This window comes from Streptomyces sp. NPDC054757 (genome assembly GCF_053612185.1).
In genome coordinates this window covers 130,071-149,218 of record NZ_JBSHBW010000021.1, presented here as the reverse complement: position 1 = coordinate 149,218, position 19,148 = coordinate 130,071, and the positions used below count along the sequence as shown (strand labels likewise).

Genomic DNA, 19,148 nt, shown 5'->3' with positions numbered 1-19,148 from the left:
TCACCCTCTCGGGCTTTCCTCCGGGCTTTTCCCTTCGGTCTTGCGTTTCCGACTCTATCAGACTCTTTCGTGTCCGATTCCCGGCCGGCCGGGTGATTTCCAGTTCCACGCTTTCGCGTTTCCCTTTCCGGCGATTCCGACTTTATCAGAAGCATTTCGGCCGACCTAATCGGCTTCTTGATTCGGATTCGTCGAGTGGCTCTGCGAGAAATTTGATTTCCGCGAGCGAGATAAACAGTAACTGCTGGGCCCGATCTTGTCTAACTCGGGGCAACCGTTCTAACCTACCTCCCCACTCGAACCGTGTCAACGGTTTTTGTGGGCAGACGAGACACTAGCAGCTCAGCAGGGTCGGACGCACATCGCGCCGGCGACCTGACCGGTGCGGTTCGTCAGCCGAAGACCGACGGTGGCGTTTCCAGGTGTTCCAGCTCGATGCCGGGGGCCGCGAGGACCACGTCGCCGGCGATGTGGACCGTGTGCTGCTCACCGGTGTCCAGGGCGCTGACCTGGTATTCGTCCACCATCAGGGGCCCGTTGTCAGTGGCGTGCGCTTCACTCTTCAGCAGCGCCCAGGACTGGTCGACGGTTCGGGGGGCCAGGACCGGGTCGGTGAAGGCGACCAGACGGACGCGAGTAGCGGAGGAAGCGGGGGTGAGACCGAGCAGGCGGGCGGTGGCGACAAGGAAGGCGGGGGACGTACCGGTGAAGGCATGGGCGGGGGCATTGCCTTCGGTGGCATGAACCCCCGTGGGGTCGGATCTGACCCAGGTGACGCCCTCGATGGCCGCGCCGCGAACCTGCCAGCTCGCGGTGTGGAGTTCGAGGCGGATGGGGCGGCCGAGTTCGTCGATGGCCAGGTCGACGGAGCCTCTGTGGTCGCCCGAGGGGGCGGTGGTCTGAGAGACGTAGCGCCAGCCGGAGGGGCCTGGCGCGCAGTGGAAGTGTTCTTCACCGAGGGGGGTGTGGTCGTGCAGATCGTGGAGCGAATAACGGCCGCGGGGCATGGGGTCCTTAAGGTCCTTCCGGAGCCGGTACGGGGCAGGCCCCCGACACGGGGGTGCGGGGGCCTGCCTGGTACCTACTGCTTCTGCGGTGCCGGCTGCTGACGGTGCGACGCGGTGCGCACCAGCGGCACTGGCTGCGTCAGTAGCGGTAGTGGTCCGGCTTGTACGGGCCTTCGACCTCGACACCGATGTACGCGGCCTGCTCAGGGCGGAGCGTCGTGAGCTTCACCCCGAGGGCGTCGAGGTGGAGCCGGGCGACCTTCTCGTCCAGGTGCTTGGGGAGCACATACACGTCGGTCGGGTACTCGGCGGGCTTGGTGAACAGCTCGATCTGGGCCAGCGTCTGGTCCGCGAACGAGTTCGACATCACGAACGACGGGTGGCCCGTCGCGTTGCCCAGGTTCAGCAGGCGGCCCTCGGAGAGGATGATCAGGACCTTGCCGTCAGCGAACGTCCAGGTGTGGACCTGCGGCTTGACCTCGTCGCGCACGATGCCGGGGATCTTCGCCAGGCCGGCCATGTCGATCTCGTTGTCGAAGTGGCCGATGTTCCCCACGATGGCCTGGTGCTTCATCTTGGCCATGTCGGCGGCCATGATGATGTCCTTGTTACCCGTGGTGGTCACGAAGATGTCCGCGACCGAGATCACGTCGTCCAGCGTCGAGACCTGGAAGCCGTCCATCGCCGCCTGCAGCGCGCAGATCGGGTCGATCTCGGTGATGATCACGCGGGCGCCCTGGCCACGCAGCGACTCCGCGCACCCCTTGCCCACATCGCCGTAACCGCAGACGACGGCGACCTTGCCGCCGATCAGGACGTCGGTGGCGCGGTTGATGCCGTCGATCAGCGAGTGGCGGCAGCCGTACTTGTTGTCGAACTTCGATTTGGTGACGGCGTCGTTGACGTTGATCGCCGGGAACAGGAGGGTGCCGTCGCGGTGCATCTCGTACAGCCGGTGCACACCGGTCGTGGTCTCCTCGGTGACACCGCGGATCTCGGACGACAGCTGCGTCCACTTCTTCGGGTTCTCGCCGAGGGTGCGGTTGAGGAGTTTGAGGATGTAGCTGTACTCCTCGCTGTCCGCGGTCGCCGGGTCCGGGGCCGCGCCGGCCTTCTCGAACTCGACGCCCTTGTGTACGAGGAGGGTGGCGTCACCGCCGTCGTCGAGGATCATGTTCGGGCCGCCGGTCGGGGTGTTCGGCCAGGTCAGCGCCTGCTCCGTGCACCACCAGTACTCCTCCAGGCTCTCGCCCTTCCAGGCGAAGACCGGCACGCCCGCCGGCGCTTCCGGGGTGCCCTTCGGGCCGACCGCGATGGCCGCGGCCGCGTGGTCCTGGGTGGAGAAGATGTTGCAGGACGCCCAGCGCACCTGAGCGCCGAGAGCGACCAGCGTCTCGATCAGCACGGCCGTCTGCACCGTCATGTGCAGAGAACCGGTGACCCGCGCACCGGCCAGCGGCTGGGCCGCGGCGTACTCCTTGCGGATCGACATCAGGCCCGGCATCTCGTGCTCGGCGAGAGTGATCTCCTTGCGCCCGAACTCGGCCAGCGAAAGATCCGCGACCTTGAAGTCCAGGGTGATGGCGTCGGTCGTCATACGAGCTGCTCCTCGGAAGGTTGGTCGAGGGTGTATGGGCTGGATGCTGCGGCGACGGGCGGAAAGGCACACGAATGCCCGAGCGCTCGCGGCGCAGTCCGTCGGAGGCCCTCTCTCCCTCGGCCGGTCCGCGGAACGGACCGCCCGACCGCCATCAGCAGCGACGTCTGGCTCCCGTCGAATCTACACCGATCGGCCCAGCAGCCCCCAGCCCGCCGTGGGTACCGGCCGGATTCCGGCCGGATTCCAGCCCGGTAGGGGCTGGGGCGCGGTCCGGTTCCGTACCTCGGACGGCGCCCGTGGCGGGGTGGGTGGGGTGGTGCTCGGCCCGGTTGGGCCGAGCGGCCACTGGTGGCTCGGGTCAGTGGTGCGGCACGGGTGACGGGCCACCCGGTGTGGCCTTCGGGTCTGCGCCCGCGGTGGCCTCGGCGTCGCTGTAGATGTCCGGTTCCAGATAGATCACCCGGGCGATGGGGACGGCTTCGCGGATACGGGCCTCGGCGGCGTTGATCGCGCGGGCCACTTCCGCCGCCGTGTCGTCGTGCTGGACCGCGATCTTGGCGGCCACCAGCAGCTCCTCGGGACCGAGGTGCAGCGTACGCATGTGGATCACGGAGGTGACGGTGTCATGGTCGACGATGGCTTCCTTGATCTTGTCGACCTCCGCCGTGCCCGCGGCCTCACCGAGCAGCAGGGACTTCGTCTCCGCTGCCAGGACGATCGCGATCAGGATGAGCAGGGTACCGATGCAGAGCGTGCCGATGCCGTCCCAGACGCCGTTGCCCGTCGTCACGGCCAGCCCGACGCCCACCAGTGCGAGGGCCAGACCGATCAGCGCGCCGAAGTCCTCCAGCAGCACCACGGGAAGCTCGGGGGCCTTGGCGCGGCGGATGAACTGCGCCCATGAGAGCGTGCCGCGCGTCTGGTTGGACTCCTTGATCGCCGTACGGAAGGAGTAGCCCTCCGCGATGATCGCGAAGACCAGGACGCCGACCGGCCAGTACCAGTTGTCCAGGGAGTGCGGATGCTTGACCTTCTCGTACCCCTCGTAGACGGCGAACATCCCGCCGACCGAGAAGAGCACGATCGAGACGAGGAAGGCGTAGATGTAGCGCTCGCGGCCGTAGCCGAAGGGGTGTTGCGGGGTTGCCTCGCGCTGGGCCTTCTTGCCGCCGAGGAGCAGCAGGCCCTGGTTGCCCGAGTCGGCGAGTGAGTGGACGCTCTCTGCGAGCATCGACGACGAGCCACTGAAGAGGAACGCCACGAACTTCGCTGCCGCGATCGAGAGGTTGGCGCCGAGCGCCGCCACGATCGCCTTGGTTCCACCTGACGCACTCATGGGTGGACGTGTTCCCTTCGTCGGTGCCGCGGCGTGGGTGCCGCTATTCGGCCGCACATTGTTGCATCAGGCCACAACGGTGGCGCGGAAGACCGTCCCTGCCCCGGTCAGGGTGACGGTCTCGCCCGCGGGGACGAACACCGACTGCCCTGGTGCCAGGACGAGTTCACCCGCGTGGGGAGCGCCGGCGGTGCAGAGCAGGATCTGTGCGGTGCCCGCGGGGAGCCGTAGGGGCCGGGCGTCCTCGGGGCGTACGTAGCGCGAGAGCCGGAACTCGTCGATCGGTGTCTCGTACAGCTCCTCGCCGTCCGGGGCCGCTTCCGGGCGCAGGACGGCGGGTTCGGCCGCCTCGAAGCGGACGACCCGGAGCAGTTCGGGAACGTCGACGTGTTTCGGGGTCAGACCACAGCGGAGCACATTGTCGGAGTTCGCCATGATTTCGACACCGAGGCCGTCGAGGTACGCGTGCGGAATGCCGGCGCCGAGGAACAGTGCTTCGCCCGGCTGGAGTTGTACGTGGTTGAGCAGCATCGCGGCGATGACGCCCGGGTCGCCGGGGAAGTGGTGGGCGAGCGAGGCGTACGGGGTGTAGGGGCCGCCGAGGCGTTCGGCCGCGGCGGCGGCCTCGGTGACCGTGGCCGCCATCTCGGCCGGGTCCGCCGACAGGATGGCCGTCAGGACCTCGCGCAGCGCCGCCTCCTCGGGGTGCGCGCGCAGGATGTCCACGTACGGCTTGAGGGAGTCCACGTCGAGGGCGGCGAGCAGGTCGGCCGATTCGGCGGGGGCCCGGAATCCGCAGAGGCCGTCGAAGGGCGTCAGCGCGCAGATGAGTTCGGGTTTGTGGTTGGCGTCCTTGTAGTTGCGGTGCGGGGCGTCGATGGGGATGCCCCGGCGCTCCTCCGCCGCGAATCCCTCCTCCGCCTGGGCGAGATCGGGGTGGACCTGGAGGGAGAGAGGGGCTCCGGCGGCGAGGACTTTGAGCAGGAAGGGCAGTCGCGGGCCGAACTTCGCCACCGCCGGTGCGCCCAGCTCGGCCTCGGGGGCCGCGTCGATGACGGCCGAAAGCGCCTGGTCTCCGCCGCCGCGGTCGATACGGGAGGGGGCTCCGGGGTGCGCGCCGAGCCACATCTCGGCCTGCGGTTCGCCGGTGGGCTCGGTGCCGGTGAGGGCCGGGATGGCGGTGGTCGAACCCCAGGCGTAGGGGCGCACGGTGTTGGCGAGGCGGTCCATGAGGCTACTTTCCGGGCTGCTGGGTCGGCTTCGGGGCGGGTCCCGCGCGGCTGGGTGGGTCGCGGGGCGGGGCTGGTCGCGGGGCGGGGCTGGTCGCGGGGCGGACGTGATGGTTTGCGGTGAGGTGGGGCGGTACGGGGGTGGTGATGCGCGGTGGTGCTGCGTGATGTGCAACGCGGGGTGGTGCGGTGCGGCGGGCTCTCGTACCGGCGTGCGCCCGGGAACGGGACGGGGTGGGGTGGGCGGTCGGTCGGCGGTCGGCGGTCGGCGGTCGGCGGTCGGCGGTCGGCGGTCGGCGGTCGGCGGTCGGCGGTCGGACCGTGGTGTCAGACCGTGGCGAGAGCGGTGTAGGCGGCGGCGAAGTCGGTGACTGCCAGGAGTTCGGCGAGGCATTCCAGCTCGCTGCCCTCCTCCGGTTCGAGCTCGCTGATCGGGGTGTCCTGGGCGAGGGCGATCTCGCGGGCCGCCGGGGCCGCGGTGAGGCCGCCGGCCGGGCGGTCGCGGAGGAGCACCACACGGGCGTGCAGCGCCTGCGGGTCGTCCACCCGGTCACGGAAGAAGTCGTCCGGGTCGGCGTCGCCCGCGAAGGGGCCGACGAGCAGCGCACCGTGCGCGGGCAGCGCCTCGGGCAGTTCGGCGGCGAGAGCGGGCCTGCCCGCCAGCTCGGTCAGTACGGCGGCGAAGCGGCGGCCGACGGAGGCCGCTGCGGTGCCTTCGGTCCAGACGAGCGGGAGGGAGTCGGCGAGCTCCGAGGCCAGGGTCTTGGCCGGGTTGCTGTAGGTGGCGATGGCCGGACCGCAGCGTTCCGCCGTGCTGTCCAGGCGGTCGGCCACCTGTTGCAGCGTCTCGGGCGGTGCGCCGACCAGGCCGACCCGGTCGAGCAGGACCAGCAGTGGGGTGAGGAGCGCCCACAGGGCTCCGGGGCCGACGTCGGTGAACGGGACCTCGGCCTCCTCCTCGTACGGTGCCTCGGCCATCGGTACGACGAGGCCGTGCGCACCATTGACCGCTTCGGTCAGCGGCGAGCGGCGCGGGGCGACACCGACGACGGTGCAGCCACGCCGGTATGCCTGTTCGGCCAGCAGCGAGAGGCCGGGCTCGGTGCCGTCGGCGGTGGCGATGAGCAGCAGGTCGACGGAGCCGGCCCAGCCGGGCAGCGCCCAGCGCAGTGCGCCGGCGGCGGGGGCCACGCCGGTGGGGCGCAGCCGGGTGACCGGGGCCGCCCCGCCCGCCAGGGCGGTGAGCAGATCGGCCACACCGGTCGCGGCGGCGCCGGACCCGGCGACGAGTACGGCGCGGGGCCGCCCTTCCGGCCGCAGGTCGCCGAGGCCGGCCTCGGCCGCGTGCCGGGCGGCGGTACGGACGCGGGCTCCGGCCTCGGCTGCGCCGCGGAGCAGGCCGCGTCGGTCGGCTCGGGCCAGGGCCTCGGGGGCATCGAGCAACGACTCGTCGAGCATCGGGGGTGCCTCTCCGATTCCCCTTGCGGGTGCGGGTGCGTACGGATACGGGTGCGTGCTGGGGGCGGCGCCGGTGCTGGGTGCTACGCCGTGGCTGCGGCGCGACAGTGCGCGGCTGTCGTGCGGCGCCGGGGCCCGGGGCGCGCTGTCCTACGCGGGTCGGCGGGCCTCGTCGACGAGCAGGACCGGGATACCGTCGCGGACGGGGTACGCGAGGCCGCACTCCTTGCCCGTACAGATCAGTTCCGGGTTCTCATCGGCCGCCGACTGGTCGTTGAGCGGGGAGTGGCAGACCGGGCAGGCGAGGATCTCCAGGAGACCGGCTTCGAGCGGCATGGGGGTGGTCCCTTCGAACATACGGTTTGGGCCAGGTCAGCGTACCGCCGGGGCGGGGCGGGTGCGGGGCATCGGGACGGTTCGGGCGGGGCCGGAGGAACGGGTGGGGTCCAGCGGAACAGACCGGGCCGGGCGAACGGGCCGGGCCGGGCCGGGCCGGGCCGTTGAAGGCCAGGCCCGTCAGCCGGGTTTCTCAGCCGTGTGCCTCAGCCGGGCCCCTCACTCCGTGGGCCAGTCCCGTCAGCCGGTGCCACCAGCCGGTCCCTTCAGCCCGTCCGCCCCTCTCATCGGCCAGTCCCGTCAGCCGGTTCCGCGTACCAGACGGAGAACCTCGTCCCGGACTCCGGCCATCGTCGCCTCTTCACGCGCCTCCACGTTCAGCCTCAGCAGCGGCTCGGTGTTGGACGGGCGGAGGTTGAACCACCAGTCGGCGGAGGTCACCGTCAGACCGTCCAGGCTGTCCGTCGTGACGCCCTCGCGGTGCTCGTACGCCTCCCGTACCAGCGCCGCGCTGGCTGCCTGGTCGGCGACCTCGGAGTTGATCTCGCCCGAACCGGTGTAGCGGTCGTACGGAGCGACCAGTTCCGAGAGGGTGCCCGGCTGGTTGCCGAGGGCGGCCAGGACGTGGAGCGCCGCGAGCATTCCGGTGTCGGCGTTCCAGAACTCCCGGAAGTAGTAGTGCGCCGAGTGCTCACCGCCGAAGATCGCCCCGGTCGTGGCCATCTCCTGCTTGATGAAGGAGTGCCCCACCCGGGTGCGTACGGGGGTGCCGCCGTGCTCCCGTACGACCTCGGGGACCGACCAGGAGGTGATCAGGTTGTGGATGACCGTGCCGCCGGGGTGCGCCGCCAGTTCGCGGGCAGCGACCAGTGCCGTGATGGCGGACGGTGAGACGCCCTCGCCGCGCTCGTCGATGACGAAGCAGCGGTCCGCGTCGCCGTCGAAGGCCAGGCCGAGGTCCGCGCCGGTCTCGCGGACCTTCGCCTGGAGGTCCACGAGGTTGGCCGGGTCCAGCGGGTTGGCCTCGTGGTGGGGGAAGGTCCCGTCCAGCTCGAAGTAGAGGGGGACCACTTCGAGCGGGAGCGGGGCGAGCACCGTGGGGACCGTGTGGCCGCCCATGCCGTTTCCCGCGTCCACCACGACCTTCAGCGGGCGGATCGCCGAGAGGTCGACCAGGGAGAGCAGGTGGGCCGCGTACTCCTTCAACGTGTCACGCTCGGTGACGGTTCCCGATGCCGGTACGGGTTCGGGGGCGCCCGTGGCGGACCAGGTCTCGACGAGCGTACGGATCTCCGCGAGGCCCGTGTCCTGACCGACCGGTGAGGCTCCGGCCCGGCACATCTTGATGCCGTTGTACCGGGCCGGGTTGTGCGAGGCCGTGAACATCGCTCCCGGCAGGTCGAATTGGCCGGAAGCGAAGTACAACTGGTCGGTCGAGCAGAGGCCGATGAGGGTGACGTCTGCGCCGCGGGCGGCCGCGCCGCGCGCGAAGGCCCCGGCGAGGCCGGGCGACGACGGGCGCATGTCATGGCCGACGACGATCGCCGAGGCGTCCGTCACCTGCACAAAGGCGGCACCGAACAGCTCGGCGAGCGATTCGTCCCACTGGTCGGGTACGACCCCTCGCACGTCGTACGCCTTCACGACCTGTGACAAATCGACAGCACCAGCCACGTCGGTCCTCCTGATATCCGCTCTGTCCGCTACGGGTCCATCAAACTACCTGGAGGAATCGGCACTCTTCGCGCACCGGAGCCGATAGTGGCGGTATGCCGGAGCCGGTGGCGTCCAGGTGCCGGAGCCGGTGGCGTCCGCTCAGGCCCGCACCGCGGAAGCGGTCCCTCACGGCAGCATCCAGCCCAGGAGCGCCGTACTCTGCGCCGTCACGATCAGGCACATCACAAGGAGCAGCCCCAGGCTCCACGGCAGCACCCTGCGCAGCAGATCGCCCTCCTGTCCCTTCAGGCCCACCGCCGCACACGCGATCGTCAGATTCTGCGGGGAGATCATCTTGCCCAGGACTCCGCCCGAGCTGTTGGCGGCCGCCAGCAGCTGCGGGGAGAGTCCGGACTCATGGGCGGCGGAGACCTGGAGTGCGCCGAAGAGCGCGTTGGACGAGGTGTCGGATCCCGAGACCGCGACCCCGAACCAGCCGAGCACGGGTGAGAGAAAGGCCAGTCCGGCACCCGCGGCGGCGACGAAGTGGCCGATGGTGGCGGCCTGTCCGGAGAGGTTCATGACGTAGGCGAGAGCGAGTACGGAGGTGACCGTGAGGATCGCGTACCGCAGTTCGTGCACGGTCGCCGCCCATTCGCGGAGCGCGGCGCCCGCCCGTACGCCGATGACCGCCGCCGTGAACACCCCCGCGAACAGGACCAGTGTCCCGCCGGTCGAGAGGAGCGGGAGCGAGAAGGCGTTGCCCGGCACCGGTGTGCCGCCAGGACCCGCGACATCGAGGAACGGCCAGTCGAAGAGCCGGGTCGCCCCGTCGAACAGCCGCTTCACGGGCGGGATCTGGGCGAGCGAGAAGACCACGACGATCAGCGCGTACGGGGCGTAGGCGCGTACCACTTCGCGCCGCGGGTCGGCCTCGTCCAGGTCCTCGCTGCGTTCGCCGGTGAGCACGGCGGCCCGCACCGGTTCCGCGACGGGCCTGCGGGCGCCGGGCACCGCCATCAGAGCCGCGGCGCCGGTCAGCGCGGCCAGGATGTCGGCGAGCTGGACGGAGACGAAGTTGGACGCGGCGAACTGCGCGGCCGCGAAGGCCACTCCGCAGACGAGCGCGGGCGCCCAGGTCTCGCGGAGTCCGCGCCGGCCGTCCACGATGACCACGAGCAGCAGCGGTACGACGAGGGCGAGCAGCGGGGTCTGCCGGCCGACGACCGAGGCGACCGTGTGCAGCGGCACTCCGCTGACCTGTGCGAGCGTCACCACGGGGGTTCCCATGGCGCCGAAGGCGACCGGCGCGGTGTTGGCGACGAGCGCGACGACCGCGGCACGCGCCGGAACGAAGCCGAGCGCGACCAGCATGACCGCGCAGATCGCCACCGGAGCCCCGAATCCGGCGAGCGCTTCGAGCAGCGCGCCGAAGCAGAACCCGATGACGAGGGCCTGGATGCGCGGGTCGTCGGAGAACCGGCCGAAGGAGCGCCGCAGGATGTCGAAGTGCCGGGTGCGGACCGTCATCCGGTACACCCAGAGGGCGTTGACGACGATCCACAGGATGGGAAAGAGGCCGAAGAGCGCCCCCTGCGCGCCCGATGACAGGGCCTGGCCCAGCGGCATGCCGTACGCGAACAGGGCGACCAGGACGGCGACGGCCAGCCCGGCCGGGCCTGCCCAGTGGGCTCTCATCCGTACGGCGCCCAGCAGCACCAGGACGGTGAGCAGCGACAGAGCGGCGACGAGTGCGGACAGGGCGAGTGAATCGGCTACGGGTTCCAGCGGCTGCACAAACACGGGGCCTCGATCCTCGCGGGTGGAGGAATGCTCATGTTCATGGCAACCGGAAGTCAATGCTCCGGACCGGACGCTCCGGACGGCATGCGGAGCGTGCGGGAACGTGCCCTGTGCACGAACTCCGGGAACACTCGCCGGTGTCAGGACTCCGGGGAGCGCAGTACGCGGAGGTGGCCCCTTCGGCCGCTCTCGGCCGGGCCGGCCTGGCGCATGCCGCCGCCCGGCTCGGGTGCGCGCTCATGCGGCCGGGCGGCTTCCCGTACGGCGTTGGCGAGCGCTTCGAGATCGTCACCGCTGGGCCTGGCGGGGGCCGAGCCGTCGGTGAGGCGGACGACCTCCCAGCCGCGCGGGGCGGTCAGCCGCTCGCCGTGCTCGGCGCACAGGTCGTAGCAGTGGGGCTCAGCGTAAGTCGCGAGCGGACCGAGGACCGCGGTCGAGTCGGCGTAGACGTACGTCAGCGTCGCGACGGCGGGGCGGCCGCACGCGGTGCGAGAACAGCGACGTACAGGGCTCACGGTATTGGACGGTACCGCACTCTTGAGCGGGCCGCGACGACTCGCCCCGGCGTCACCCCACCGTGTCGTGGCGCGGAGGCCGCCCCGTCCGGGCCGGGGCAACTCGCTTGACCTGCACGGGTACAGGCGCATACAGCGAGTGACGAATCGAATCCAGTCATTCCTCCGTCGATATCCAGTCAACCGACGTGAGATCACCGATCGAAAGCAGCGGAGCCGCCGGTCGCGAACTTGTCCGGAATGTTCATTCCGCGACATGACGGCCCTGCTGCCGCCGTCGGCCTCGCCGTACCGTACGGAGAGCTACCCTGCGTCAGTGATGGACAGCTCACTACCGCCCCAGCCCGCGGACCCCAGACCGCGCCGACGCGACCGGCACGGCAGGGGGATGCGCGGGCCCGTGGCACCTCCGCAGGTTCCGCTCTCGGCCAGTCGCGGGGACTCCTTCCGTGATCTTGTGGCGGACTCCGTTGAGCGCCTGGAACGGCGCTGGCCCCAACTCTCCGAAGTCGACTTCCTGGTGCTCGACGTCCCACGCGTCGAGGGCGCGGGGGCTGCCGGAAGTGCCGACGAGTGGCCGGGCGAGACCTCCGTACCGCTCGGCAGCGCGGTCTCCGCGGAGAAGGACCGGCCCGCGCGGATCGTCGTCTACCGGCGCCCCGTCGAGATCCGCACCAAGAACCGCGACGAGCGGGCGCTGCTGGTGCACGAGGTCGTCGTGGAGCAGGTCGCCGAACTGCTCGGCCTGGCGCCGGAGTCGGTGGATCCGCGGTACGGACAGGACTGAATAGGACTGAACAGGACTGAACAGTGCTGAACAGGACTGAGCCCGGCGGTCCGCCCGCCGGGCCTGCTTCCTGTTCCGCGTCTTCCGCGTCCGCTTCCCTTTCCGGTCCGCGGCCGTTTCTGATCCGCTTGCCGTTTCTGATCCGAGGCCGTCAGACGTCAGCCGTCAGTCGTCCAGCAGCGACAGGTCCTCCCGGGCCCGCGGCACCGAGACCGTCCCCCGGTCGTCGGGGAGCGTCTGCACCGTGAACATCGGGACGCCGTCCTGCGGGAGTTCGAGCGTGCGCGACGCGTAGACCGGGCCGCCGCCCGCCTCCGGTTCGACCGTCAGCGCGTACGAGCCCTTGAGTCCGGACGGCGGGGTCGGCTTGACCGCGAGCGTCGTACCGCCCTTGACCGTGTACGTCTTGACGACCGGCGAACCGCCTTCGCTGCCCTGCGACGCGGTGACCTTCACCTTCGCCGTCGCGCCCGGGGCGGCCAGGGAGAGCACCGAGCCCTTGGAGCGGTTGTCGGCCACCGATGCCCGCTCCCCCACCGGCGAGGTGGCCGGGATGAAGGCGACCTCCTGCTTGCTGCCCTTGCCGCGCACCACGCGCAGCGCGGCCACCACGGGCGTCTTGCCGCCGCCCGAGGGAGAGAGCACCAGCGACCCTGCCGCGTCCCTGGTCACGGGGCCCAGATCGGCGGAGGTCGTCATGCCCGCCTTGAGGTGCAGCGACTCATGGCCGGCCGGGGAGATCGTGCCGTCGGCGCCGGCCAGCTGGACCTTGAGGTCCACGTCGTCGGAGCCCGGGGCGAGGGCCACCAGCCGTACGGATGTGGCGTCCGCCGGGATCCCGGGGAGTACCAGCTTGTCGGCCGGGGCGGTGGAAGCGGGCAGCCAGTCGCTGCCGAGCTTGTTGTCCATCGACTGCACTACGGCGCCCACCCGGCCGGTACGGGTGCTGACATGGACGGTGAGGTTCTCCGCCGGATCGGGTGTCAGCGTCGAGAGCAGGACCGGGACCGACGACTTCGCGGGGACCGTGATCCCCTCCCCCACATCGGACTTGATGGCGCCGTTCTTGCCGTACAGCTCGATATCGGCGACGGCCGCGCTGTCGTCGGGGTTGGTGAGGTGCACATAGTCCTGGCGGGAGGCCGCCGTGCTGGCCGCCGGGAACCAGAAGTCCGTGTCCGGGGCTGTGCAGTTGGTGCCGAGCACCCCGCGCGAGCCGCCGACGTCGACGGTCGTGGTCTGCTGCGCGGTCCAGCCGGGGGCCAGCGGGCCATCGGCCGAACCGGTCAGGGCCGGTGAATCGCCGCCGGACTCCTTGTCGACGACCGGCTTGCCCGGCTCCTTGAGCGACACCACCGGCTTGCCGTCCGGTGCGCCGCTCTTGTCCTTGCCGTTCTTGCCGCCCTTCTTGTCCTTCCCGGCGCCCGTGACCGACGGCAGCAACTGGGCGCTCCCGGCGGAACCGCCGCCCTTCCCGGCCGGGGTGAAGGCGGTGTACGACGTCTCCGCGATGTCGGACGTGCTGGGCACCGGGCACGTCAGGGTGGAACGCTCGACCGGCAGCCGGGCGGCGCCCTGCGGCGTGGTGGCGGCGTCCGAAGGGGCGGCGACCACGGCGAACCCGGTGATGGCCGCGAGGGCTGCGACGGCCGCCGCGAGGGCGATGGCGGTGCGGTTCACTGGTTGCTCCCGTCGGGGCGGTGCTCGTTCTCGTCGGGGTAGGGCGGTCGCTGCTGCGGCTGCTGGGCGTAGCCGTACGGGTCGTAGGGGGCGTCCTGCTGCTGATAGGGGTCGTACTGTTGCTGCCCCTCCGGGTACTGGCCCGGGTGGCCGTCCCCGCCCTGGCCGTTGCCGGTGTACCCGCCCTGGCCCTCGTCGGCGTATGTGGCGTCGTTGCCGTACGGGTTCTCGTGGCCGTACTGCCCCGGGGCGTACGCGCCTTCGCTGCCGTAGTGGGCTTCGCCGCCGTCGTTCCCGTAGTGGCCTTCGTTGCCGTACTGCCCTGCCGGGTAGGGGCTGTAGTCGCCCGTCGCGTACGCGGACTGCTCCCACTCGCCGTAGGCGGGCTGCTGGGGGACCTCCGTCCCATACTGCGGGGCGAAGTTGTCCTCGGTCGCGGGTGCGGCCCGGTCCGCTGCGGGGTGCCCTGCGGGATCGTCCGCGGGGTCTGCGAAGTCTCCTGCCGGGTGTCCTGCGAAGTCTCCCGCCGGGGTGTACGGGCCCTGCTCGCCGGGTTCGCCGGCCGGGCCGTCATCGGTGGGGCCTGCCGCGCCCGGTGCGGCCGGGCCGTCCGGGGAGCCCGCCGCCTCCGCCTCGGCCTGGGCGGCGGCGCGCAGTCTGCGGGCCCTGCGGCCCTCCCCTGCCACCGGCTCGGCCGGTACGGGGAGTTCCTCGTCGGGCAGGTCGTCGTCGTTCCGCTTCCGGCGGCCGGGCAGGGCGAGCACCAGCAGCACGACCGCGAGGAGCACCTGGGCCCAGACCCAGAGGGTGTGGGTGAGTGGCTCGTCGTAGCTGACGTCGAGCTTGCCGCCCTGGGTGGGGAGTTGGAACCCCTGGGCCCAGCCGTCGACGGTCGTCCGGGTGAGCGCGCGGCCGTCCAGCGTGGCCTGCCAGCCCGGGTCGGCGGAGTCCGCGAGCCGCAGGACGCGGCCGGACTTCCCGGCCGGGACGGTGGTGTGGATGTCCACCGGGCCCGCGGCGACGGACTGCGTCTCGGCGCTCGCGTCCGACGTACTCGTTGACGTACCCGTTGACGTACTCGCCGACGAGCCGGACGACGTACCGGACGACTGGCCGGGGACGATCGTGGCCCGCGCGACCTGCCGGTCGACGCGCCAGAGTTCGCTGCCGTCCAGCTGGCTGAGCCGGCTCAGCCCCGGGGTCGCGTCGAGCACCCGGCTCATCCCGCGCGGCGCACCGCCCCTGACCAGCAGGTAGCGGATGGCGTACCCGCTGAGCTGGCTGGACTGGTCAGCGCCCGAGCCCGCGACCAGATGGGACACGACCTTGTCGAGCCGGGGGCTGCTGCCGCCCGAGCGGGCCAGCTCGGCGTCGCCGAGCCTGGCGCCCGAGCCGCGTACCAGTGTGTACGAGACCTCGGCGGGCGAGGTCCCGCCGAGGATCAGGGTGCGGGCCTGGTCGCGGGTGCCGCTCTCCTCGGCGACGAACGCCGGGACCTGCACCGGATCGCGCCGCTCCAGCGGCCCGTCCGCACCGCTGACCATCCAGCTGAAGGCGGCGATCACCGGTGCGAGCAGCGCGGCGATCGCGATCAGCCCGGCGACGGGCTGGCGCCAGCCGAAGCTCTGGGTGGCCACGCGCCCGCGTGCCCCCTCCGCGCCGAGCACGGCGGCGGCCAGCAGCGCGATCCCGTAGACGAGCGTCGTGGGTCCTGCCCAGCCCGACCTGTTGGCCAGGACCGAGAAGACCAGGCCCAGCAGGGCCACCGCCCAGGCGGAGCGGATGGCGAACTGCCGCTCACCGCGCAGCAGTGCGGCCAGTGCGGCGAGCACCACTCCGATGAGCAGCGCCCCGCCCGCGGCCTTCGGGCCGCCGGGGCTCATACCGAGCAGGTCGAGCGCGGATGCCGAACCCTTGCCGAACTCCATGCCCGACTCACGGAAGAAGCCCGAGGGGCCGGCGAGGAGCGAGAGCGACCAGGGCGCGAGCAGGACGAGCGGGGTGCCGACGACGGCGAGGAAGCGCAGCCCGTACGCGGTGATCTCGTCGCGGCGCAGCGCCAGGACGCCGATCCCGGTGACCACGGCGAGCGGCCAGACGACGGGGGTGAAGGCCATCGTGAGGGTCAGCAGGAAGGCGTAGGCCCAGGCGGCCCGCCAGCTGCCGCGCTCCCCGCGCATCCCGGAGGCGGCGACGGCGCAGCGGGCGATCAGCGGCAGCAGGACGGCGAGTACGGCCGTGCCGAGCCGCCCGGATGCCAGGGCGCCGGTGGCGGCGGGCAGGAAGGCGTACGCGATGCTTCCCCAGGCGCGCAGCAGCCGTGATCCGGTGAGCGGGCGGGAGGCGAAGTACGCGGTGAGACCCGCCAGCGGGACCGAGCAGACCAGGAGCAGGGTCAGCGCGAGTCCGGTGTGTCCCAGGAGGACGGTGGAGAACACGGCGAGGATGCCGAGGTACGGCGGGGCGGTCTGGGTGCCGCCGGTGCCGAGGGGGTGCCATACGTCGGCGTAGCGGTTCCACAGCTCCGATACGTGATCGGGCGCGGGGAGCAGGGCGCCGCCCGAGAGTGCGCCTCCGCCCAGCAGCGCCCGGCAGGCGACGAGCGACACCAACAGGAGGACGGCGAACAGCACGGGGGCCGGTTTGCGGGCTATCCGCTTCAGCCGGGCGAACTGCTCGATCTCCAGGAAGTCGGCGTCGTCGCCGCCCGGACCGGATTCGACGGCGCCGTGCCGCGAACCGGCCTCTACGTCGGAGCTACCGCCGAAATGGCCGACCACCTGCTCGGCGGTGGCCTTGACGGTGGCTCCGGGCGGCGGGAAGAGCGGGCGCAGTTCGCCCGCCTCGACCGTGCCCGTTCCTCTGGCGCGCCGTGCGGCGAGGATCCGCTCGGGGCGCAGCAGGGTGCCGATCAGCCCGGCGACCTCGTCGAGCGCCTGTCCCGGCGCCTTGCCGACGAGATAGGCGATCACCCGCAGCAGCGTGCCGAAGACCAGCCGGAGCAGGACGTACGGCACTCCGCGGCCACGGGTGTTGACGAGCAGGGTGTAGACGGCGCCGGCCTTGTCGACGCGGTGCGGGCTGGCGACGGAGCGGCCCACGCAGTCGATGGGCCTGCGCTCACGGGCGGATGCCTCCGCGTGCCGCAGTACGGCGTCGGGTGCGACGACGACGCTGTGGCCCGCGGCATGGGCCCGCCAGCACAGGTCGACGTCGTCGCGCATCAGCGGCAGCCGGCGGTCGAATCCGCCCAGTTCCTCCCAGATGTCCCGCCTGATGAGCATTCCGGCGGTCGATACGGAGAGTACGGAGCGGACCTGGTCGTGCTGGCCCTGGTCCTGTTCGCGGCGGTCGAGTCCGGTCCAGCGGCGACCGCTGTTGGCGATCGAGACGCCGACTTCGAGCAGTTGCTTACGGTCGTACCAGCCGCGCAGCTTGGGTCCGACGATGACGGCGTGCGGGTCGTTGTCGACCACGCGCAGCAGCCCGGCGAGCGCGTCGGGGTCGGGGGCGCAGTCGTCGTGCAGCAGCCAGAGCCACTGCACCGGTTCCCCGTGCGGCAGTTCGGGCATGTCGTAGGTGTCGTCGTTCCAGCTGCGGCTCACCGGATCCCAGCCGCTGGGCCGCTTCAGATACGGCAGCTCTTCGGGGGTGAGGACTCCGGCGGTGCGGGCCGCCTCGTCGACGGCGGCTCCGAAGCCGGTGCGGCGTGCAAGGTGCAACACCCGGTCGGCGCCGATCGCTTCGGCGACCAGGCTCGCGGAGGCGTCGGCGCTGCCGGTGTCGGCCGCGACGACGTTCTGGACGGGCCGCTCCTGTCCGAGCAGTCCGGCGAGTGCGTCGGGCAGCCAGCGGGCACCGTCGTGGGTGACGAGTACGGCGGTGACGACGTGCTGCGGGAATTCGGGTGGGTGTGCGGGAGCGAACGCAGGCGTTGCGGCCTCGTAAGGGGCCGTCGATTGGCTGTGCACGGACATCGAGGTACGGGCCCCTCCGGCCGGAGTCCGGGTGGCGTGGCCCCCCGGAAGGCTGGTGTGCGGATGCGGTGGACGCACGCGCCCCGTGGGGGCGTTGGTGCATCGCGGACGGGGCCCCACACTAACGGCTGGTTCGGACAGCGGTCCGCCGCCCGCCCCAGGGGGACGGACGGCGGACCGGGTGGCGTGCAGGGACTTGTGCCGGTTCCCCGGCCGGGCGGCCGGGGAGCGGGGGCGGTGAACCTGCCTGGCAGCGGCTGGAGAGCGGCTAGACGGCGGCCTTTTTGAGCCGCCGGCGCTCGCGTTCGGAGAGGCCGCCCCAGATCCCGAACCGCTCGTCGTTGGCGAGGGCGTACTCAAGGCATTCGGAACGGACCTCGCAGGCGAGACAGACCTTCTTGGCCTCGCGGGTGGAACCGCCCTTCTCGGGGAAGAAGGACTCGGGGTCGGTCTGGGCGCACAGTGCGCGCTCCTGCCAGCCGAATTCTTCGTCCGCGTCCTCGACCAGCAGTTGCTGGAACAGCTCGGTCATGTGCGCCCCTTGTCCGTCTTTGCGTCCCCGTGTTGCTGTCGCTACCGATTTCGGCCGAACGACACGAGTGAAATTACAAGTGTGCGGATCCGAGCCAGTCAAGCCGAGATCTGCTATTGGGCCCCTTATTCACTCTGCGGAACCAAGGCTATGCGGAAAGTGTTCAAATCACGAAAAATCTGACACATGCCACTGGCCCATACCTTCGCCTTCCCTGCCTGCGGAGGGTGATGCCCTCACAGACTGAGACTCCACAGAGGCCGGCCCCGTTCGCGCTCCGCCCGCTGAAGCGATCAAGATCACAGTCAGGTCACGAGATCTCCGTGACGTTTGCGGTGGGACCTGCTGCGCCACATCTCCCGGGCGGCGGACGAGCAAACCTCCCACCGGGCCGAGTAACCGGATGAGGTGAAACATTGCACCCAAATCGGTCAGCAAGTTGACAGGGGAGGCGAGGGCCCGCTCTTCTAGGTCCCATGCCAGCGACCGCAGCGTTCTCCGTGACCCACGCCCGTGGGTTCCGTAGCGCTGTCCGGGCGTGCTGTTGCTGTTCCTGCTGTTGAAGCCACCGGGCTCCAGCGTCTTTCCGCAGCTCTGACTGCACTTTCCTTGCGACACCCCAGCACTTTCACTGCCGAGGAACCCCCGCATCATGAACAGCGACAGCGACCTCCAGATCGCAGGCGACATCCTCGCCGTCCAGCACCTGCTCAAGCCCGCCCGCGAGCACCCGGCCACCGTGGCCGAGTTCGCCGGGCTCGCGCGGGCCATCGCCGCCGACCGCAGCCAGTGGGCCCCGCTCGTCCAGTACGACGCGATCTCGCGGTGGTACCACCGGCTGCGCGCCGTTCCCCCGTCCCTCGGCCACGCCCGGAGCGGCGAGACTCCGCTCGGCTACGAGATCTGGCTGCTCAGCTGGGTCCCCGGGCAGGGCAGCGGGGAGCACGGCCACGGGCGTTCGTCCGGTGTGCTGACCGTCCTCGACGGCAGGCTGACGGAGCGGACGGTGCACGGCGGGCAGGTACTGGAGGCGGGCGCGCAGCGCGTCTTCGCGCCGGAGTACACCCACGAGGTCGTCAACGACTCGCTGGAACCGGCCGTCAGCCTGCACATCTACTACCCCGGGCTCACGGAGATGCCGATGCACAGCCCGCAGTGCGCGGTCCCGGCCGCCCACGACGCCGTCCCCGCCTGACGGCCGCTCCCCTCTCCCCGCCGTCACCCCCCGGGGA

14 protein-coding genes are annotated in these 19,148 nt (G+C 71.2%); 2 read left to right on the top strand and 12 right to left on the bottom strand.

What is annotated here, in order from left to right; all coding sequences use genetic code 11:
• Window positions 1–392 precede the first annotated feature (392 nt).
• The 9 genes from ACWGKJ_RS23935 to ACWGKJ_RS23895 all read right to left on the bottom strand — a co-directional run bounded on the left by ACWGKJ_RS23935 (window position 393) and on the right by ACWGKJ_RS23895 (window position 10,940).
• Window positions 393–1,007, bottom strand: a complete 615-nt coding sequence (locus ACWGKJ_RS23935) for a hypothetical protein (protein ID WP_385028542.1) — start codon at window positions 1,005–1,007, stop codon at window positions 393–395.
• Between the two features lie 139 nt (window positions 1,008–1,146).
• Window positions 1,147–2,604: an adenosylhomocysteinase gene (gene ahcY / locus ACWGKJ_RS23930; RefSeq protein WP_385028545.1), complete on the bottom strand. Its 1,458-nt coding sequence runs from the start codon at window positions 2,602–2,604 to the stop codon at window positions 1,147–1,149.
• A gap of 361 nt (window positions 2,605–2,965) precedes the next feature.
• Entirely contained in the window at window positions 2,966–3,943 is a 978-nt protein-coding gene (locus ACWGKJ_RS23925; protein WP_385028548.1) for a cation diffusion facilitator family transporter, read from the bottom strand.
• A 66-nt stretch (window positions 3,944–4,009) separates the two neighbouring features.
• Window positions 4,010–5,173, bottom strand: a complete 1,164-nt coding sequence (gene manA, locus ACWGKJ_RS23920; protein WP_385028551.1) for a mannose-6-phosphate isomerase, class I — start codon at window positions 5,171–5,173, stop codon at window positions 4,010–4,012.
• A 326-nt stretch (window positions 5,174–5,499) separates the two neighbouring features.
• Window positions 5,500–6,630 carry an SIS domain-containing protein gene (locus ACWGKJ_RS23915; RefSeq protein WP_385028554.1) on the bottom strand — a complete coding sequence of 377 codons (1,131 nt, stop codon included), beginning with the start codon at window positions 6,628–6,630 and terminating at the stop codon, window positions 5,500–5,502.
• Window positions 6,631–6,780: 150 nt separating this feature from the next.
• Window positions 6,781–6,966 carry a Trm112 family protein gene (locus tag ACWGKJ_RS23910; protein ID WP_385028557.1) on the bottom strand — a complete coding sequence of 62 codons (186 nt, stop codon included), beginning with the start codon at window positions 6,964–6,966 and terminating at the stop codon, window positions 6,781–6,783.
• Window positions 6,967–7,266: 300 nt separating this feature from the next.
• Window positions 7,267–8,640 carry a phosphomannomutase/phosphoglucomutase gene (locus tag ACWGKJ_RS23905; protein ID WP_385028560.1) on the bottom strand — a complete coding sequence of 458 codons (1,374 nt, stop codon included), beginning with the start codon at window positions 8,638–8,640 and terminating at the stop codon, window positions 7,267–7,269.
• A 168-nt stretch (window positions 8,641–8,808) separates the two neighbouring features.
• Window positions 8,809–10,425, bottom strand: a complete 1,617-nt coding sequence (locus ACWGKJ_RS23900; RefSeq protein ID WP_385028563.1) for an L-lactate permease — start codon at window positions 10,423–10,425, stop codon at window positions 8,809–8,811.
• 140 nt (window positions 10,426–10,565) lie between these two features.
• Window positions 10,566–10,940 (bottom strand): DUF3499 domain-containing protein, encoded by a 375-nt coding sequence (locus ACWGKJ_RS23895; RefSeq protein WP_385028566.1) that lies wholly within the window; start codon window positions 10,938–10,940, stop codon window positions 10,566–10,568.
• Window positions 10,941–11,259: 319 nt separating this feature from the next.
• On the opposite strand from ACWGKJ_RS23895, the gene ACWGKJ_RS23890 reads away from it, so the two are divergent.
• Complete coding sequence (locus ACWGKJ_RS23890) at window positions 11,260–11,727, top strand: metallopeptidase family protein (protein ID WP_385028568.1); 468 nt, start codon at window positions 11,260–11,262, stop codon at window positions 11,725–11,727.
• A gap of 165 nt (window positions 11,728–11,892) precedes the next feature.
• Here the strand turns inward: ACWGKJ_RS23890 and ACWGKJ_RS23885 are convergent, their stop codons facing one another.
• The 3 genes from ACWGKJ_RS23885 to ACWGKJ_RS23875 all read right to left on the bottom strand — a co-directional run bounded on the left by ACWGKJ_RS23885 (window position 11,893) and on the right by ACWGKJ_RS23875 (window position 17,916).
• On the bottom strand, window positions 11,893–13,407 hold the full coding sequence (locus tag ACWGKJ_RS23885; RefSeq protein ID WP_385028570.1) for a DUF5719 family protein: 1,515 nt from the start codon (window positions 13,405–13,407) through the stop codon (window positions 11,893–11,895).
• Window positions 13,404–17,384 carry a glycosyltransferase gene (locus tag ACWGKJ_RS23880; RefSeq protein ID WP_385028573.1) on the bottom strand — a complete coding sequence of 1,327 codons (3,981 nt, stop codon included), beginning with the start codon at window positions 17,382–17,384 and terminating at the stop codon, window positions 13,404–13,406. Before ACWGKJ_RS23880 ends, ACWGKJ_RS23885 begins: the two co-directional genes overlap by 4 nt.
• Window positions 17,385–17,652: 268 nt before the next feature.
• A complete protein-coding gene (locus ACWGKJ_RS23875) occupies window positions 17,653–17,916 on the bottom strand; it encodes a WhiB family transcriptional regulator (protein WP_164266780.1) in 264 nt (87 codons plus the stop codon).
• Between the two features lie 652 nt (window positions 17,917–18,568).
• Between ACWGKJ_RS23875 and ACWGKJ_RS23870 the strand changes: the two genes are divergently transcribed.
• Window positions 18,569–19,111 (top strand): cysteine dioxygenase, encoded by a 543-nt coding sequence (locus ACWGKJ_RS23870; protein WP_385028576.1) that lies wholly within the window; start codon window positions 18,569–18,571, stop codon window positions 19,109–19,111.
• Window positions 19,112–19,148 lie beyond the last annotated feature (37 nt).